Origin of the sequence: Colwellia sp. MB3u-55 (assembly GCF_014076785.1) — a bacterium.
Lineage (GTDB): Bacteria > Pseudomonadota > Gammaproteobacteria > Enterobacterales > Alteromonadaceae > Colwellia_A.
Map to the genome: position 1 here is coordinate 120,621 of NZ_JACGUS010000117.1, position 17,658 is coordinate 138,278.

Below are 17,658 nucleotides of genomic sequence, written 5' to 3' on the forward strand. Positions count from 1 at the left end.
TCTGGCCTAATTATAAAGTAATTATTGCGACCTTAGGTGTTTTGTAAATAAAATGTTGATATAAAGACCAAAAAATTGAAATTACCTATGTTATGGTAAATTAGAATTTCAACTAAAGAAAAGGAATATCTAATTGAAACATATGCTTTTTATATTAATTACGCTTATATTAAGCCAAAGTGCTTTTGCTGATAGCGGCTTTAAAATACCCCCCAAGCAACTTGCAGATCTCGTTGATGCCCCAAGGCAACCGAGTGTGATGATTTCGGCAGATAAACAATGGGTCGCGATATTAGCTCGACCTGGCGCTAAGACTATTGAAGAGCTTGCTCAGGCTGAAGAAAAACTCGCAGGATTAAGAATTAATGCTGATATCTTCGCACCTAGTCGTTCTAGTGGCTATACCGGGATTAGTCTTAAGCACGTTGATGGTGCTAAACAAATTGAGATTAAGGACTTGCCCGCAGGAAAAATAATGAGTGTTAACTTTTCACCTGACTCTCAATATTTAGCCTTTATCTTAGAAAATAAACAAGGTTTAACATTATGGACGTATAACCTCAAAACGAAAAAAACTAAGCGAGTGAGCAAGCAAACGATTAATGCTTCACTGGGCGGTACTAAGTATCGTTGGAAACATGATTCAAATGGTTTTTACACACGTTTAACTGTTGCTAACGCAAGCGATAAGCCTCTTGCGTCTAAAGCGTCTATAGAGCCGGTTATTCAAACTACCTCAGGTAAAAAAGCCGCAGTAAGAACATATTCAAATCTATTAAAAACGCCATATGATGAAGCACTTTTTGAGTTTTTAACGCGTTCTCAATTAGTTGGAATTAACTTAACCGGCAAAATAAATAAGCTGGGTAACATCAGTATGGTTAAAGATTTTAACATTTCACCTGATGGTCAGTATTTACTGGTTTCACAAGTTAAAAAGCCTTTTTCTTATTTGGTACCTGCCAGTCGTTTCCCTATAGAAACACAAGTATGGACAGTAAAGGGGACGTTAGTGACTCAAGTCGCTGATTTAGCTTCAGGAGAAAATATTCCTAAGGGATTTGATTCGGTTAGAGAAGGCCGACGCGATATCAGTTGGCGAAGTGATGTAGCTGCCACGCTAGTTTGGGCTGAAGCTCAAGATGGCGGCAATATGAAAACTGTTGTCGATTACCATGATTTTATTTATGCATGGACCGCCCCTTTTAAAAATACTCCACAAGTATTCCAAAAAGTAGCACGTCGCTTCGATGATATAACGTGGGGGAACAATAATTTCGCGATGATCAGTGATTGGCGTTTTAGTGATCGTCAAATCAGGCAATGGAAATTCAATCCAAGTGACGCCAACGCTAAAATGGAGCTCTTTCAAGCGCGCTCTTATAATGATCGTTACAATGACCCTGGTCGTTTTGTTAAAGAACGAAACCAATTCGGTTTAGAGGTTATTAAGACTTCTGATAACGATAAGAAAGTTTATTTAACTGGCAGAGGCGCTTCTGAAGAAGGTAATATTCCTTTTTTAAATCAATATGATTTTAGAACTAAAAAGATAACAAACGTCTGGCAATCAAAAGCGCCTTACTATGAACGCGTTGTTTTATTACTCAATGACCAAGCCAGTAAAGTAATGACCTTGCGAGAGTCTATTAGCGAACAACCTAACTTTTTTGTCCGTGATTTAAGTAAAAATACTTTAACAAAGTTTACTGATTTTCCACATCCAACTCCTGCCTTTGTCGGTATTAGTAAAGAAAAGCTAAAATATAAACGCAAAGATGGTGTGGAATTAAGTGGCACACTTTATTTACCTGCCGGCTATGATAAAAGCCAAGGACCGTTACCAACTTTAATTTGGGCTTATCCCAGAGAATATAAAGACAAGGAAGTTGCTGGGCAGGTTTCTGATTCACCTTATGAATTTGTCCGGGTTAGTTATTGGGGACCGATGCCGCATTTAGCACAAGGCTTTGCTGTATTCTCTGGTGCTAAAATGCCGATTGTTGGTTTTGATGGTGAATTGCCTAATGATACTTTTAGGGAGCAATTAGTTGCAAGTGCACAAGCAGCTGTTGATGTTTTAGTTGAAAAAGGCGTTACAGATAAAGAGCGAATTGCTATTGCGGGTCATTCGTACGGTACTTTTATGGTGGCTAATTTACTTGCCCATAGTGATTTATTTAAAGCGGGTATTGCGAGAAGTGGTGCCTATAATCGAACTTTAACCCCCCTTCGGCTTTCAAGGAGAAGAGCGTAGTTTTTGGGAAGGTCAACCAGCCTATGCATCGATGTCACCGTTCTTTCATGCAGAAAAAATTAATGAGCCTATGTTGATGCTCCACGGTAAAGAAGATCCAAATTCAGGTACCTTTCCAATGCAATCAGAACGAATGTTTGCTGCACTAAAAGGACTTGGCGGTAATGCTCGCTTGGTGATGCTACCACATGAACAACACGGTTATCGAGCCAGAGAGTCGTTGCTCCATATGCTTTGGGAACAATATCAATGGTTAGACATACATGTGAAAAACCCCACTAATAGCGCTACCCCTAAATAAAATTTATCAGGCGCTTTAACTATCAAATAATCGTCTAAGTAAAAGCCATGTCAACTGTTTATCAGTGAGCATGGCGAATTACTCACCGCAAAATAATGAAATTTTAAATTTCAGCAAATCAATAATGCGTTAACGCATAAGGTTATGCTCATTATGAAAAATCTATATAACATGCGCTAATGCTGCTCTATTGTTGTTTAATTTATAAACTGTACCTATAGTTGGTTACTGAACTTAAATGGATTCAATTTGACTTAGCTAGGATAGCGCCTTTCCTTTTTACTCGGCTGAATCTTCACGTTCGTAAAGTCTATTTAACATTGACGTCGATATTTGGAGAAAAAAATGAGCGATAAGCCGGTCTTAATTTTAATGCATGGCATTGGAATGCACACCTCTGACTCTTTTAAAGAAGACGTTGTTGAGTCAATTAACAATGCATTGGAAAGGTATCCAAGTTATAAAAAACTAAAAATTGAAAATGAATTGATCATCCATAGCATTAGTTATGACCATCTATTTGAAAAGATCCGCAAGGAAATTTCAAGCAGTAGTAAAACAGTTGAACACTTTATTAAAACTCAGCTGGCGGGTGTTGATACGCCTGACTTAATGAATAAATTGATAGGTATTGATGCCAACTTGGGGAGTGATACCTTTGAAAATACTCATGCCTTAGATGTTATCCTGTATTTGTCTATCTTTGGTGAAAGCGTTAGGGGCTTTGTTATCAAAGAGTTAGTGAGTATATTTGGTCAACACAGTGCAGGTACAACTTATCATTTTTTAACGCATTCTCTTGGCACGTCAGTAATGCATGACTCATTAAATAAACTCTTTCCTGATGAAAAACCGCTCGGTCAACCGCAAATATCTACTTATTGGAGTTTCGCTAATGTTAGCGATTTAGTCACGTGGGCTTCTGGTTTAACTTCACCTTATCAATCTATTGTTAAACCCGGTGTTGGCGGAATAATGAATGAATTTTATAATATCTATCATGAGTGCGACCCTATTGCTTTTGATCTATTTAGACGCTTCGATCCTAAAAATAATGGTAGTTGGATAAGTAAATCAGCGTTTGATAATGCATATCGAAAAATAGTTACTAAAGAATTTAGTCGCAAGAATACCCATTCAATTAAAGGGTACATTGAAGATCCAAAAGTATCTTATCCTTTACTTTATGCCTTTTTAGATGACTTCGACCCCAACTCAACTGAGCAAGCACAAGCTAATAAGGCATTTAAACATTATCAAGGAGAGCTAAATAAAATTAAACATTATCAACAAACAGGTGGCTTTACTGCTGACATTAAGGGATTAGTGGCAGCTATTAATGGTTTTATTAGATATTTCAAAGAGGATAAACAATGAAATATTTATTGATGGGTATTTTACTTGTCTTGATATCTTTATCTTCTTTTTCTGAAGAGCTTATTTGTCAAAAACACGACGCTACAAAAGGGACATTTTTTATTGATATGTATGAGGGGGTCGATGATATTTCTCTGAAAATATGTAATAAACTTCTCGATGGCTCAGAAGTCGATCAAGCGATGAATGCTTGGTTTATTAATTGGAAGGAAAAACTTTCTTTACATGTTAAACCACTAGAAAAAATTGGTGTCGACAGCTATTTTATCATTAACAATGCTTATAAATCGTTAACCACATTGTCGTACCCTAAAAATATTAATGCCTCAAAAAGCACCAAGACTGGAAAATATCATTTAAAGTACAACAATGATGAAATTGCAGTTTTAGATAATGCTGACTGTAAGGGGGCGGGACCAAAAAACTGTAAGATCCTCTTTGATAATTTGCATAAGGTAATTGTTGCTCCTTTTGAATCTTCTTATCAATATGCCAATTCAAAAGCAGGTATAAATATAGCTTTAAAGAACACTGCATGGTCAAATTATTTTGAAAATTCGCGTTCGCAAACTTTTATAGATTTAGCCATTAATACTTGGTATTACCAAGATAAATTAAAAGAAAACCGTTTAGTTCCACCCCCCAATAAACAGTACTTTGCCTTACATCCTTCTATTATTATGCATTACAGTGTCGATGCTGAACATGGCGAACAGATGAAAGAAGCACTTGCTATAGAATGGGCCGGGATTAATTATTGGCAGTTAAAGATACCTTTGGGACTATCAGTCGTCTCTACCTATGCAGATAGAGTTTCAGTTAAGTCGGTAACTCACGGGGTTATGTTTCACATAAACAATACTTATTCTTTTGGTTTAACGACTAACAGCGAGCAGCAGCATGGTATTTTTGTTACTTTAGATTTACTGAAATTATTCGAAGATAAAAAGTCTAACTACAAAAACTATCTTAACAATATAAAAGATCTGTAAATTTTAGCCTCGACACTAACGACTTTTATTGGTGATGAAGTCGTTAGTAATATTTAGGATTAACTTATTATTAATACGGCTGGAGATCAGATGATTTAGCAAAGTAAGTATAACACCCTGGCCGATAACCCAACTAGATGTACTACTCAAGGCTGAAAGAGAGTCTGCATATTTAAAATGTTCTAATTTAAAATAGACTCGTGTCGCAGTCATAAGAAAGAACACTACACCAAGAAATGGACCTAAACGTTTAAACCAGGAAGACACGTTTATCCTTAGTGCATTCATAAAGATAGCATGATAGTTTATTACATATTCACTAACTTAAGCATAGATTAAGGAAGGGAATATGTAATACAAATAACGCTAGCTTTTAATGGTGTTGGCTCATTATAGTTTAAGGATCAGCGAATAAAATGTTAATCAGGCCTTGGTGGCGAAAACTGACCATTTCTTCAGACCCCATTGTTATAATCGGTGGCGGTGCAGGAGGTTTAGAGCTTGCCACTAAACTCGGCAAGTATTTTCGAAAAACCAAACAGAAAGTTATTTTAATCGACCAAAATAGAAAACATGTTTGGAAACCACTTTTACATGAAGTCGCTTCAGGCTCACTTGACGCAGATATAGATTGTGTTGATTATTTATCTCATGGTGCGCGTAATGGTTTTTTGTTTCAGCTAGGTGTAGTTGATGGACTCAACCGAGAATCTAAGCATGTACTTTTAAAACAATTAAATGATCAAGACGGTGCTTTAATATTTCCTGCTCGCCAGGTTAAATACTCATTATTGGTATTTGCGTTAGGGTCTGTAACGAATGACTTTAATACGCTGGGAGCAAAGGAGTACTGTACATTTCTTGATACTTGTGAAAATGCAGAGCGATTCCATACTGAGTTACTTAATGCCTTTTTACGACTTAAAGGGGACGATACGCGCAGCAGTCTCAATATTGCCATTATTGGTGGTGGTGCTACAGGCGTAGAGCTTGCTGCAGAAATAGTAAAAACTTCTGAATTACTGAAAAATTATGGATATGACCATTTATCAAAAAAGAGTCTAGATATTCACATTGTAGAAGCTGGGCCTCGGATCCTTGCTGCACTTCCTGAACGCATAGCACAAAGTGCACAACAAGAACTAGAGGCGCTTGGTATCACCGTAAATACTAACACCGCGGTTACTGAAGTTACGCCCAACAGTGTAATAACAAAAGATGGCCGTGAAATCGCTAGCAGCATTACTGTTTGGGCGGCGGGCATAAAGGGACCTGATTTTATGCAAGCTATTGGCGGTTTGGAAAGTGCAAAGAACAACCAATTATTGGTTAATCCATTCCTGCAAACTCCCTTAGACACCGATATATTTGCCCTTGGCGACTGCGCTTCATGCACGACATTAAAAGGGATAAAAGTTCCCCCTAGGGCGCAAGCAGCACATCAAATGGCATCGACTGTCTTTACCAATATTATTGCTAAATTAGCATTGAAACCCTTAGTCGCCTATGAATATATCGATTATGGTTCTTTGGTGTCATTGTCATCTTATACGGCAGTAGGCAGTCTAATGGGAAACATTAATCAACGCAGCATGTTCATCGAAGGTAAGTTGGCAAGACTGGTTTATATTGGGTTATACCGTATGCACCAAGTGACACTTTTTGGTGTGCTTAAAACCTTACTCATTGTCCTTGTTGGTAGGGTTAATAGAGCGTTAAGGCCTAACCTGAAATTACATTAACTGGTGGGTGGTGAAGATGATTGATAAAGATTTTTAGTATCTATAGGCTTTACACCTATTTATTACCGCCATGCACCAAAAAAAATATTATCCCATTGATCAATGGGGTTAAATAAGCAGATTAGAAATATAGTAGGATATTTAAAAATGACTTCAGCTCAAAAATTTTACTGGCAAGTTTTAACCCTAGGTAACATCAGTAGCTTTATCTTACTTTATACTATTGCTGGCTGGTTCCCTGGTTTTTTGGTGTTTTTTACCCTGACCTATTCAATAGTAGGTGCATATGATCTTACCCTAAGTAAACATACCTTAAATAGACTGTATCCGGTTATTGCTTACTTTCGTTACTTCTTTGAATCAATACGAACAGAAGTTCAACAGTATTTTATTGCCAATAACACCGAAGAAATGCCTTTTAATCGCGAACAAAGAGATCTGGTTTATCGACGTGCAAAGTCGGTGACAGACACCATTCCCTTTGGCACTCAACGAGACTTAATGCAAACTAACTATCAAAGTATATGGCACTCGCTAGCACCAAAAACAATAAAGGATGAATCTAAGCATGTTACCGTCGGTGGGCGACAATGTTCAAAACCCTATAAAGCGTCAAGATTAAATATATCAGCAATGAGTTATGGCTCATTAAGTGCAGAAGCTATTGAAGCGATGAATCTAGGCGCAGGTGCAGGTGGCTTTTATCATAATACTGGCGAAGGTGGTGTTAGCCCTTATCATTTAAAACATGGTGGAGACTTGGTTTGGCAAATAGGTACGGGGCTTTTTGGCTGTCGAAATGAAGATGGCCGATTCAATCCTGAGATGTTTGCTAAAACAGCTCAATTAGCACAAGTAAAAATGATTGAAATAAAGTTGTCGCAGGGCGCTAAACCTGGTCATGGTGGCGTACTTCCTAAAGCTAAGATAACAGATGAAATCGCGCAAATCAGAGGTGTCAGTAAAGAAGAAGATTGTGTCTCTCCGGCGATTAACCCTGAATGCAATAGCCCATTTGAATTACTGTCATTTGTTAGCCAGCTTAGAGAGTTAAGTGGTGGCAAGCCCATTGGTATCAAAATTTGTGTTGGTAACCCGGCTGAATTTTTATGTCTTGGCAAAGCCATGTTGGAAAGTAACATCTACCTTGATTTTATTACGGTTGATGGCGCAGAAGGGGGCACAGGTGCTGCACCCGTGGAATTTAGTAACAGACTGGGTATGACCTGCTTGGAAGGAACCTATTTTGTTCATCAGGCACTTGTCGGATTAGGACTACGTAAACAGATACGGGTGATTTCAGCCGGTAAAACAGCTTCTGGTTTTGACATGCTTAACAAGGTTGCCTTCGGTGCTGATATTGTCAACGCGGCCCGAACATTTATGATGTCATTAGGCTGTATCCAATCTAGGCAATGTGACACCAATATGTGCCCAACGGGGGTCGCCACACAAGATAAGAATCGCTCTAAAGCCATCGATATAGAAGTAAAAGGTAAACGTGTAACCTCATTTCATCATCACACCCTAAATAGCTTCTTTGAATTATTGGGAAGCATGGGATTAGATGATGTCTCGCAGTTAACTTACAACATGATAAAACGTAGAACACCAAACGGCATGTTAGAATCTAATACCCACACAGTACCTGAACTGACTGATAGTCAGTTCAGGCAAGAAAATATTACTGGGATGTGGTTAACCTGGTGGAATCAAGCCTCTAGCGATACTTTTTATGTTAATGATATCGCGCCTTTGGTACCACCTGAATTAGCCGTTAAGCAAATTTTTTAATGATTACCTGAGCGTTGCGCAATACTCTTTGATTGTTATCTCTGAGGTTGAGAACCGTTTAATTATCAATGAATATTGACCACTAAAACTCCAATATCGTGGTTCATATTATGGGCCACGATATTAGAATAGAACGTCTTTTTCATTAATAAAATAGACGTTCGTATTGATAATTACCCTCATACTTTTAATAGTTAAAAGCGGCAAAAAGACTTTTTAGTGTTGATAAGTCAAGGAAAAGGGTAGCGGGGCACTAACGACCTACTTTACCTTTAACAAGTGGCTTAAAAGAAAGCACGCTATATTGCCCTTGGCTGTCATCTTTACCGTTGTTGAGTATTGGCGAGCGGTGAAGTTTATTAACGGTAAGGTAAATTTTATCATCGTCTCCGTAACTAAAACCATCAGGCCAGACAAGACGTTCATCTTTAAATAACACTTGGTAATCACCACTAGGTTTAACCACACCAATAGCGCCGTTAGTAATATCGGTGACATATATATTACCGCCACCATCGACAATAATACCATCAGAAATAGGCTTAGTACCGTAGCGTTGTACTTTTCCCTCGAGCTCTTTACTTGACAGACTTTCATTTATAATTGCGCTCGTGGCAACACGATATACCGATGTGCCCGACATAGAGCCAAAGTATAACCAGTCTTCATTTGGCTCAAGGGTAATTGGGTTTACACCCAAACGCGCAGCTTGCCCACCAATTTTCATTGTGCGACCTTCAATAACTATATCGATGTTTTCAGCACGAGTATAATGGCTGTCTTGCAGTATTCTTCGTGCGGCACCCGTTTTAAGGTTTACAGCAATAATTGCGGCTTGACTACCTTGTGCCGTGTCAGCAATATAGATATAGCCATTTTTGTTATCAACGGCTAAGTCGTTTAGAAACGACGTATCTGTAATCGTTGGCTTTGCTAAATAAATAATTTTATCAAGCTGCTCACTTTTAGTATCCCAACCCACTAATCGCCCCGCATGATCAGGACCTGACGTATCTAGCATCCATAACACACCCTCGGCGGATACATTAATCCCCAGAACACCATAAAAACCTTTACCATTATTATAATTATATGCCCATTCTTCATTAGGATAAGGTTTTGTGGTGCCGTCTGGCATAAGCTCCATGATCTTTTGCTTCTGTCCATAAAATCCATGTATCGACAAAAACTTTCTTCCCGATGGCGTAATAGCAATGTTACCCGGTGGATGTTGTGCATCGAATGTAGCGACTGTGTGAAGGTCGCTGTTATTGGCTAAGGTAGTCACTGTAGTGAGTAATGCTATGCTATAAGCTATTACTGAAAGTAATTTTTTCATTTTTATACCTATTATTAAGTTGTTAATAATTATACTTAATCGTCTTAGATGAGTCTCTTATATTTGCAGGACTGCTTTTTAAAAACCTTCTAAGACAATTTTTCCAATCGATTGTCCTGATTCAAGTATTTTATGGGCCGCTCTTAGGTTTTTAGCGTTAATGGTTCCTAAGTTTTTACCGACCGTAGTTTGGATATATCCTTGGTCAATCAAGTCTGCAATTTTGTTAAGTAAGCGATGTTGCTCATCGATATCTGTTGTTTTGAACATTGAACGTGTAAACATAAACTCCCAGTGCAGTGACAAACTTTTAAATTTAAGTTTACTGATATCAAGCGACTTAGGATCGTCAATTAAGGCTATCTTTCCCATTGGAGCTAACAGTTCAACAAAGCTATCTAAATAGGAGTCAGTATGCGTTAAACTAGCAACGTGTGTTACTTGCCCTATAGCTAATTGTTCAATTTGTGCTACTAGTGATTTGGAGTGATCGATAACATAATCTGCCCCCAGTTTTTTTACCCATTTTGCAGAACTATCACGTGACGCCGTAGCAATGACAGTTGCGCCTGTTAGTGCACTTGCTAACTGAACTAAAATCGAACCGACACCTCCCGCCGCGCCAACAATTAAAATTATATCGTTTGATTTTTTCTTTATCTCAGGATGTTGTTGTTTGATTAATAAGCGTTCAAACAATAATTCCCAAGCAGTAATCGCGGTTAATGGTAATGCAGCGGCTTCGCCATCTGATAAACTTTTTGGCTTATGACCGACGATGCGCTCATCAACTAATTGATATTCGGCGTTACTTCCTTGGCGATTTAAATCTCCGGCATAAAAGACTTTATCCCCAGGTTTAAAGTGACTCACTGACTCACCTATGGCCACGACTTCACCAACAGCGTCCCAACCAAGTACTTTGTATTCATCGTTCTCTGCTGCAACATTTTGACGGATTTTGTAATCTACAGGGTTAACAGCGATAGACATAACCTGTACTAATAAGTCATGTCCTGAAGCTGTAGGTTGCGATAGTTCGATGTCTATTAATGATTTAGGATTACTGATCGGTAATGATTGTATGTAGCCAACTGCTTTCATGGTTTTTCTCCAAAGCTTTATAATTATTAATTACGGGGAGTTAACGTTAATTGTTATGGTGATTATAATGATATGACTTGATCGCTCAAATAGAAACAGCATAATGATAGATTCTTTATCAAATTATTTTTGACAATTATGCTATTAGAAGATCTTAATATTATCTTAAAAGTTGCCGAATTTCGCAGTATTACTGCAGCGGCAGAGAGTTTAGATATGCATACAGCAACAGCTAGTGCAGCAATAAAAAGGGTTGAACGTGCGCTTGGCGTTGATCTGTTTATACGAACGACTCGAAGCTTAAGGCTCTCTGTTGCAGGTGAAAGGTATATTCCAAATTGTCAGCAAGCATTGCAAATGCTTGACGTAGCTAAGCAAAATGTTAAAGATGATTTAGACATTATTGATGGTGAATTAAGGATTTCTATCCCCTCAGATTTAGGTCGGAATTTAGTATTACCTTGGCTTGATGAATTTATGGAAGAGCACACGGGGATCAGTGTTAAATTACATGTCAGTGATAGTAATATTGATTTCTATAGGGATCCCGTTGATATTGCCTTGCGCTATGGTTCACCAAATGATGCCAACCTTTACGGTTTTAAAATCTGTAATGTACCACGAGTTATTTGTGCAACACCTCAGTACCTAAAAGCGAATGGTATACCCAAGCATCCTAATGATTTGACCACGCATAACGGTCTTCTATATAAGTTACATGACATTGTTCATGATGTATGGGAATTCTCTTATAAAAGTGAGTTTATTAAAGTCAAAATGAAAAGTAATCGCGTTTCAAACGATGCTGACCTAGTCAGGCGTTGGTGTTTAGGTGGTAAAGGAATAGCTGTAAAATCTAGTTTAGATATGTCATATGACTTGCTGAGTAACCAACTTGTGACACTATTAACTGGCTTTGTCCCTAAGCCAACAGAATTATGGATTATTTGCCCAAGTAGACAGACCATTACTCCGGCAGTTCGCCTGCTTAGAGAACACTTAAAAATAAAGTGTAACTATGTTCTTACTCAACTTATAAACAAAGGTATTTTAGCTCAAGCGGATGTCTACTAATTGAGCATTTTATGTGATTTAAATGAGCGATTTTATTGGTTTTAAGTTTGATGGTAATCCTAAATGCTTTAGAGGCTAGTGACGACAATGTAGTATTGTTGTGTATAAATAGGTGAAATACCAACGGCAGTTATAAGTTTGCTGGAGAGATTTTTAGCTAAAAATAATTTCTTATGATTGGCAATAACGTCATCCGTCACTCAATTATATTAACATGACTTTAATGCCTGTTATTGACGTAATGAACTGAAAAGCTTAATGTCTTCTTTGACTAATGAGCTGTTAAGTATGGAATACATTTAACGTAATAAAAAGGACATCGATGAAACATCTTTTATTAACTATATTAACCACTACTTTAATCGTGCTTAGCGCTTGTGGCGGCGGTGCTGATAAAAAAGCACCAGAGATTAATATATTGCCACCGGTTGAAGAAGGCTTCACCTTACAGAATATTCGCTTTGATTCAAGAGATTATTATGAAGGAGAGCAGGTTACTGTTATAGAAGGTATTCGCTTTGAAGTTCAGTGGGTATCACCGACTTCTGCAGCCTACAGAATAGATTTATACTTATCGATTAACGGCGACGTATATTCTGACGATAATAAAATAGCCGGGCTTAAATGTGGTAGCGCTTCTTTCTCACTCTGCCCAAACGCAACAGGTGAAGTTCAATGTGTAATTGATGACAACAGCTTATCTTGCTCTTTTGGAAACAAATCTGTAGGAAGCGAGTCTTTTCAAGATAATGACCTATCAAGCTTAAGGTTTATTATAAGAGGTTGTGATGCCCTCAGTAACTGTGATGTAAAAACGTTTAATTTGTCAGTACAAAATAATACGGGTAATTAAAATCAACGTTTATTAAAACCGCTCTCAAAGGTAGATATCAACAGGCAGAGAATAGATGTTTCACCTAACCAAAGCCCACCAATAACTGCCAGCAAGGCTACCATAGATGTCGTTTATCATAAAAAGGCTAATGCTAGTTTGTCTGCTTATCTGACAAACTAGGCATTATACTTAATAATTGCTTAAACAGTTTATAGTACCGACTTAATAGGTAACTCGCACGAAGTTGCCTATGATTGTTCACATATCATGAATAAACTCTTATAATACTCTGTGTATGGTTTTTAAGGGTTTTTATGTTTAAAGCAGTGTTAAGAATGTTTATTATAGCAATGATGCTTGTTGCCTTCGTTGGGCAAGCAATAAGCTTTAATACTGCTATGTCTTGTGAAACTTCAGAAAACGCTCTTTCTTTTGATACCAGCAAACAAGTAAAACATTACGGTTTAAGTACAGTTAGTAAAGCTAACCCAGAAGACTGCTGTGGTATCGAATGTTGCGATGTTAATTGTACTTGTATTGTCAATGCATGTTCATCAACTGTATATTTTAATACTGTCGTTCACTCAGCTAAAATAACTATCTTAGCTGAAGCTTTTTATATGCAACAATTTGAGCAGCTTAAATCTATTTATCCTTTGCTCTATCGGCCTCCTATTTTTACCTCATAAAAACTTAGAATAACAAAGATTGTACAACTCATCACTTTTCAAGTTAATTAGTGCCCTTGTGCTGAATTATTATTAAGTAATACCTGAGGTAAAAATGTTTAAAATATCATTAAAAACGGCAGTAGCCATGCTGTTAATTCCTGCGTTTTCTTACGCGAATGAAAATAACAATGAAGATGAACACAACAAAGAACACCATGAACATAACGATAACAGAATTGAAAAAATTCAAGTAAGCGCTTCTCGTTTAGGTCGTATCGTTACTGAATCGGCAACACGAACCGAAATTATTAATGGGGAAGAAATACAAGAAAAAGCGCTAATGCGTCCAGGGAATATCTCTATGTTAGTGGCTGAAACGGGTGGCGTTAGAGTGCAAACCACCTCGCCTGCGCTAGGAAGTTCTAACATTCGACTGCAAGGAATGTATGGTCGTTACACACAGCTCTTAAGTGACGGTTTACCCTTGTACGGTGGTCAAACCGCTTCAATTGGCCTGTTGCAAATTCCACCTACAGACCTTGCAAATGTTGAAATAATTAAAGGGTCTGCTTCTTCACTTTATGGTGGCTCAGCACTTGGAGGGGTGATCAATCTAATTTCACGCACACCTTCAGATGTTTATGAGGGCGAAGTGTTACTTAATGCTACGTCTAAAAATGGTCAAGATATCACTTTATACTTTGCCGCTCCTTTAACTAGCGCTTTAAGTGCATCGATTACTGCTGGAGTTCATCATCAAGAAGAGCAAGACTTAGATAACGATGGCTGGATTGATTTGGCTGGCTACGAAAGGCATAGTGTCCGACCTCGTTTCTATTGGCAGCAAGATAATGGTGCAAACCTTTACGTTACCTTGGGTGCAATGAAAGAACAAAGGGATGGTGGTACTTTAGGTGACGTTACTTTACCTGATGGTAATAGTTTTCCTCAAATACAGGGTACGCTTAGAACTGATGTTGGCTTCATATATGACCGCCCATTGGGGCAGGTGATGACTATTAATGTCCGTGGCTCGGCAATGAAACAAGACCACGAGCATCAATTTGGTCCTGTTCAAGATGATGACAGCCATACAAGCAGCCTGATTGAGTCGAGTTTGTCAGGGTATTCGGATAAAGCGGCATGGTTAGTTGGCTTAGCGCTACAGTCTGAAAAGTTCGAATCTGATACCTTTTCTGAATTTAATTATTCCTATCAAGTGCCGGGACTATTTTCGCAACTAGATTATGAAGTCAGTGATGATATTTCTATGTCGCTTAGTGCACGTGCTGATTGGCATAATGAATACGGCACGCAAGTAAGCCCGCGAATTTCATTATTATACGGCCAAGAAAGCTGGTCGGTTAGAGGGGCATATGGGCAAGGTTTTTTCGCACCAAGTCCTTTTATTGAGGATATTGATGAAGCCGGTTTATCTCGTCTTGCGCCGCTAGAAAGTATTGATGAGGAGCGAGCATCTACCGCATCTATAGATTTTAGCTATGTGCTGGGCAGTGTAGAAACTAGCCTGACATTATTTGCGTCTGATATTGATAACGTTACTGAGTTAGCCGTGATTAATAGTGATGATGCTTCAAGAAAGCAAGTTCTTATCGTCAATGCTGCTGGCGAAAGTAACATTAACGGTGCTGAATTATTACTACGCTATCGCTGGCAAGATATTAAATTTACCGGTAGCTATCTATACATAGACGCCACTAAAGAAAAAGATCCGCAATTTGGCCGAGTACCCTTAGCGTTAACCCCTAAACATTCGGCTGGTCTTGTTGTAATGTGGGAAGAACATGGTAGTCATATGGTAGGATTTGAAGCTTACTATACGGGTGCACAACAACTTGAAAACAACCCATATCGAGAGCGAAGCAGCCCTTATTGGCACTTAGGGCTGCTGGGTCAAATTACCATCGGACAAGTCAGTTTTTTTGTTAATGCTGAAAACTTGTTAAATGTGCGACAAACAAAGGATGACTCTTTAGTATTACCCGAACAAGCACCTAGCGGTCGATGGACAACCAACATTTGGTCAAGAAACGATGGTTTTACCGTTAATGCTGGTTTACGTTTTAAATTTGGCGGTTAAAATTATACTATATTAGTATAACGATTTGTTGGACTGACCATATTGTATTAAGTGTTTTTAGAGGGGATACCGGCAGTTTTAGCTATCCCCTGATTCGAAGAACGGGTGCTTTGGTGATCTTAAATGTGCTATTAAGGGCTTCTAGTGGCTAGCGTTTAGTTCTCATCGTCACCCTAAACCCTAAATAGGGATTAGGGTGCTAAGTTTGTCAGTCTCACTCAGCCACAGCTGAGATCAAGAATATAAAACCTCTAGTCTATAATGTGGCATTAGTTAGCGTTAACAGGTTACTCTATTAACTTATCAAAAAAAATGCTCATAATGAAGATTAACTATTTAGGGATCTTTAGTTTAAGTTTTGATTACTTAATATGAGACTGTCTTTTTGATATTCAGCGCCAGTTAGGCGCTATTTATTTAAATAAGCGATAAAGTTATTGATTGTAATGAAGTTGAATGACTAGTTAACATAAAACTCTATATACTATAATCTAAGAGGATTAGTACCAAGTGGTCAATTTGTATTTAGGATTGTGATGAAAGTTAAGTTGAAGTCTGACGAAAAAATTAAAAAAATTAGCGATAAAGAAATATACCAAGAAATTTTTGATGCAATATTATCGTTTCGTTTACGCCCAGGTACTCGGCTGACTGAAGAAAATTTATCAAAAATATTCAATGTGGGTCGTACAACGATTCGTAGTGCTTTACTGCGACTTTCTCAAGACCATATTATTGAAATTCAACCGAACAAAGGGGCATTTATCGCAAGTCCGACCGTTAAACAAGGTAAAGATATTCTTGAAGCTCGAAAATTAATTGAAGTAGAGATTGTTAAAGATGTCATTAAGCATGCAACGCATAGTGACTTCGACTTATTGAAAAAAATAGTTAAATCAGAAGAAAATAATATCGAACGTGAACATATGGTTGAAGGTATTCAACTCGGTGGCGACTTTCATTTAATGCTGGCGAAGATATCAAAAAACACCACGCTTGAACGCATTCTGACAACCTTAATACCGCAAACCTCTTTAGTGATTGTACTGTATGAAAACCCTGATGCGCCAAAATGCTCGCATTTTGAACACTTCGAGCTTATCGACGTAATGGAAAAAGGTCAGGTTGAAAAAGCTACAGCACTTATGTATCAACATATTCATAGTATTGAGACGCGTTTAAATTTAGATGAAAAAGAATTTACTAGCGATTTAGTTGATATATTTAAAAAACGTTAATGCGTTAACGGTGAGATATTTGGTTAAAATATGGCAACAATAAAAATTACTGATGATGATTTAGTCAATACACAACAAAAAGCTAGGCTATTAAACAAAAATAAAATAATAAAAGCTGCTGAACAAGAATTTAAGAAATATGGCTTTAATGGTGCGTCCATTGCGCGTATTGCGAAAACGGCAATGTTACCCAGAAGTAACATTCATTATTATTTCACGAATAAACTCGCGCTTTATGGTGCGGTGTTAACTAATATTATCAATTTATGGAATCAAGCTTTTGCTGATATAAATCCCAATGATGACCCAGCAAAAGCAATTGCAAGCTACATAGATGCGAAAATAGAGTATTCAAGAACTAATCCTACTCCTTCAATTATTTTTGCTAGTGAGTTACTGCATGGCGCGCCTTATTTAAGTCAATATTTGAAAACAGATTTTAAACAGTGGATCACTGACAAAGCTAACATCATTCAATCATGGCAAGCGCAAGGTAAGTTAGATGAGCAAATATCAGCTTATCATTTGTTGTTTACTATTTGGGGGGCTACTCAACATTATGCGAACTTTTCAGTTGAGATTGAAGCTGCTTTGGATAGGCCATTGACCAATAGCGACTTTGATGATGCTAAAAGAACAATAAAACATATCATTTTAAAAGGTTGTGGTATGCAGCTTGTTGAGAAGTGCTAACAATAGATATAACTTTTATAATTTCAATCCTTTCCTTTAGAAAAATCACCTATATTATTCAGAAACATAAAGTTATTTAAATTTTTTGGCTTTAGTTTATGGGTAAAAACACTTGTCTGTACTGATAACTAATTGTAAAC

The 17,658-nt window shown here is 37.7% G+C and carries 12 protein-coding genes and 1 pseudogene; 11 read left to right on the forward strand and 2 right to left on the reverse strand.

The window, feature by feature from the left end; all coding sequences use genetic code 11:
- Positions 1-142: 142 nt before the first annotated feature.
- From H4J66_RS13880 to H4J66_RS13900, 5 genes and pseudogenes are all read left to right on the forward strand, one after another.
- Positions 143-2,558, forward strand: a pseudogene (locus H4J66_RS13880) (prolyl oligopeptidase family serine peptidase).
- 345 nt (positions 2,559-2,903) lie between these two features.
- Entirely contained in the window at positions 2,904-3,935 is a 1,032-nt protein-coding gene (locus H4J66_RS13885; protein WP_182175605.1) for a hypothetical protein, read from the forward strand.
- Positions 3,932-4,927, forward strand: a complete 996-nt coding sequence (locus tag H4J66_RS13890) for a hypothetical protein (RefSeq protein ID WP_182175606.1) — start codon at positions 3,932-3,934, stop codon at positions 4,925-4,927. The genes H4J66_RS13885 and H4J66_RS13890 overlap by 4 nt, the downstream gene beginning before the upstream one ends.
- A gap of 416 nt (positions 4,928-5,343) precedes the next feature.
- Positions 5,344-6,669: an NAD(P)/FAD-dependent oxidoreductase gene (locus H4J66_RS13895; RefSeq protein ID WP_182175607.1), complete on the forward strand. Its 1,326-nt coding sequence runs from the start codon at positions 5,344-5,346 to the stop codon at positions 6,667-6,669.
- Between the two features lie 147 nt (positions 6,670-6,816).
- Positions 6,817-8,463, forward strand: coding sequence for an FMN-binding glutamate synthase family protein (locus H4J66_RS13900; RefSeq protein WP_182175608.1), 1,647 nt, complete (start codon positions 6,817-6,819; stop codon positions 8,461-8,463).
- A gap of 253 nt (positions 8,464-8,716) precedes the next feature.
- Here H4J66_RS13900 and H4J66_RS13905 read toward each other — a convergent pair whose 3' ends face one another.
- Positions 8,717-9,802 (reverse strand): L-dopachrome tautomerase-related protein, encoded by a 1,086-nt coding sequence (locus H4J66_RS13905; RefSeq protein WP_182175609.1) that lies wholly within the window; start codon positions 9,800-9,802, stop codon positions 8,717-8,719.
- Positions 9,803-9,880: 78 nt separating this feature from the next.
- Positions 9,881-10,906, reverse strand: a complete 1,026-nt coding sequence (locus H4J66_RS13910) for a zinc-binding alcohol dehydrogenase family protein (protein ID WP_182175610.1) — start codon at positions 10,904-10,906, stop codon at positions 9,881-9,883.
- Between the two features lie 138 nt (positions 10,907-11,044).
- Between H4J66_RS13910 and H4J66_RS13915 the strand changes: the two genes are divergently transcribed.
- From H4J66_RS13915 to H4J66_RS13940, 6 genes are all read left to right on the forward strand, one after another.
- Complete coding sequence (locus H4J66_RS13915; protein ID WP_182175611.1) at positions 11,045-11,980, forward strand: LysR family transcriptional regulator; 936 nt, start codon at positions 11,045-11,047, stop codon at positions 11,978-11,980.
- Between the two features lie 322 nt (positions 11,981-12,302).
- Entirely contained in the window at positions 12,303-12,833 is a 531-nt protein-coding gene (locus tag H4J66_RS13920; RefSeq protein WP_182175612.1) for a hypothetical protein, read from the forward strand.
- A gap of 296 nt (positions 12,834-13,129) precedes the next feature.
- Complete coding sequence (locus H4J66_RS13925) at positions 13,130-13,504, forward strand: hypothetical protein (protein WP_182175613.1); 375 nt, start codon at positions 13,130-13,132, stop codon at positions 13,502-13,504.
- A 94-nt stretch (positions 13,505-13,598) separates the two neighbouring features.
- Positions 13,599-15,587, forward strand: a complete 1,989-nt coding sequence (locus H4J66_RS13930; protein WP_182175614.1) for a TonB-dependent siderophore receptor — start codon at positions 13,599-13,601, stop codon at positions 15,585-15,587.
- A 536-nt stretch (positions 15,588-16,123) separates the two neighbouring features.
- Positions 16,124-16,825, forward strand: a complete 702-nt coding sequence (locus H4J66_RS13935; protein WP_182175615.1) for a GntR family transcriptional regulator — start codon at positions 16,124-16,126, stop codon at positions 16,823-16,825.
- A 30-nt stretch (positions 16,826-16,855) separates the two neighbouring features.
- Positions 16,856-17,518 (forward strand): TetR/AcrR family transcriptional regulator, encoded by a 663-nt coding sequence (locus H4J66_RS13940; RefSeq protein WP_182175616.1) that lies wholly within the window; start codon positions 16,856-16,858, stop codon positions 17,516-17,518.
- The last annotated feature ends 140 nt before the right edge of the window (positions 17,519-17,658 follow it).

Bases quoted from the DNA above. Each gene is read 5' to 3' on its own strand.
- H4J66_RS13885 (WP_182175605.1), top strand. From the start codon at position 2,904: ATGAGCGATAAGCCGGTCTTAATTTTAATGCATGGCATTGGAATGCAC.
- H4J66_RS13890 (WP_182175606.1), top strand. From the start codon at position 3,932: ATGAAATATTTATTGATGGGTATTTTACTTGTCTTGATATCTTTATCT.
- H4J66_RS13895 (WP_182175607.1), top strand. From the start codon at position 5,344: ATGTTAATCAGGCCTTGGTGGCGAAAACTGACCATTTCTTCAGACCCC.
- H4J66_RS13900 (WP_182175608.1), top strand. From the start codon at position 6,817: ATGACTTCAGCTCAAAAATTTTACTGGCAAGTTTTAACCCTAGGTAAC.
- H4J66_RS13905 (WP_182175609.1), bottom strand. From the start codon at position 9,802: ATGAAAAAATTACTTTCAGTAATAGCTTATAGCATAGCATTACTCACT.
- H4J66_RS13910 (WP_182175610.1), bottom strand. From the start codon at position 10,906: ATGAAAGCAGTTGGCTACATACAATCATTACCGATCAGTAATCCTAAA.
- H4J66_RS13915 (WP_182175611.1), top strand. From the start codon at position 11,045: ATGCTATTAGAAGATCTTAATATTATCTTAAAAGTTGCCGAATTTCGC.
- H4J66_RS13920 (WP_182175612.1), top strand. From the start codon at position 12,303: ATGAAACATCTTTTATTAACTATATTAACCACTACTTTAATCGTGCTT.
- H4J66_RS13925 (WP_182175613.1), top strand. From the start codon at position 13,130: ATGTTTAAAGCAGTGTTAAGAATGTTTATTATAGCAATGATGCTTGTT.
- H4J66_RS13930 (WP_182175614.1), top strand. From the start codon at position 13,599: ATGTTTAAAATATCATTAAAAACGGCAGTAGCCATGCTGTTAATTCCT.
- H4J66_RS13935 (WP_182175615.1), top strand. From the start codon at position 16,124: ATGAAAGTTAAGTTGAAGTCTGACGAAAAAATTAAAAAAATTAGCGAT.
- H4J66_RS13940 (WP_182175616.1), top strand. From the start codon at position 16,856: ATGGCAACAATAAAAATTACTGATGATGATTTAGTCAATACACAACAA.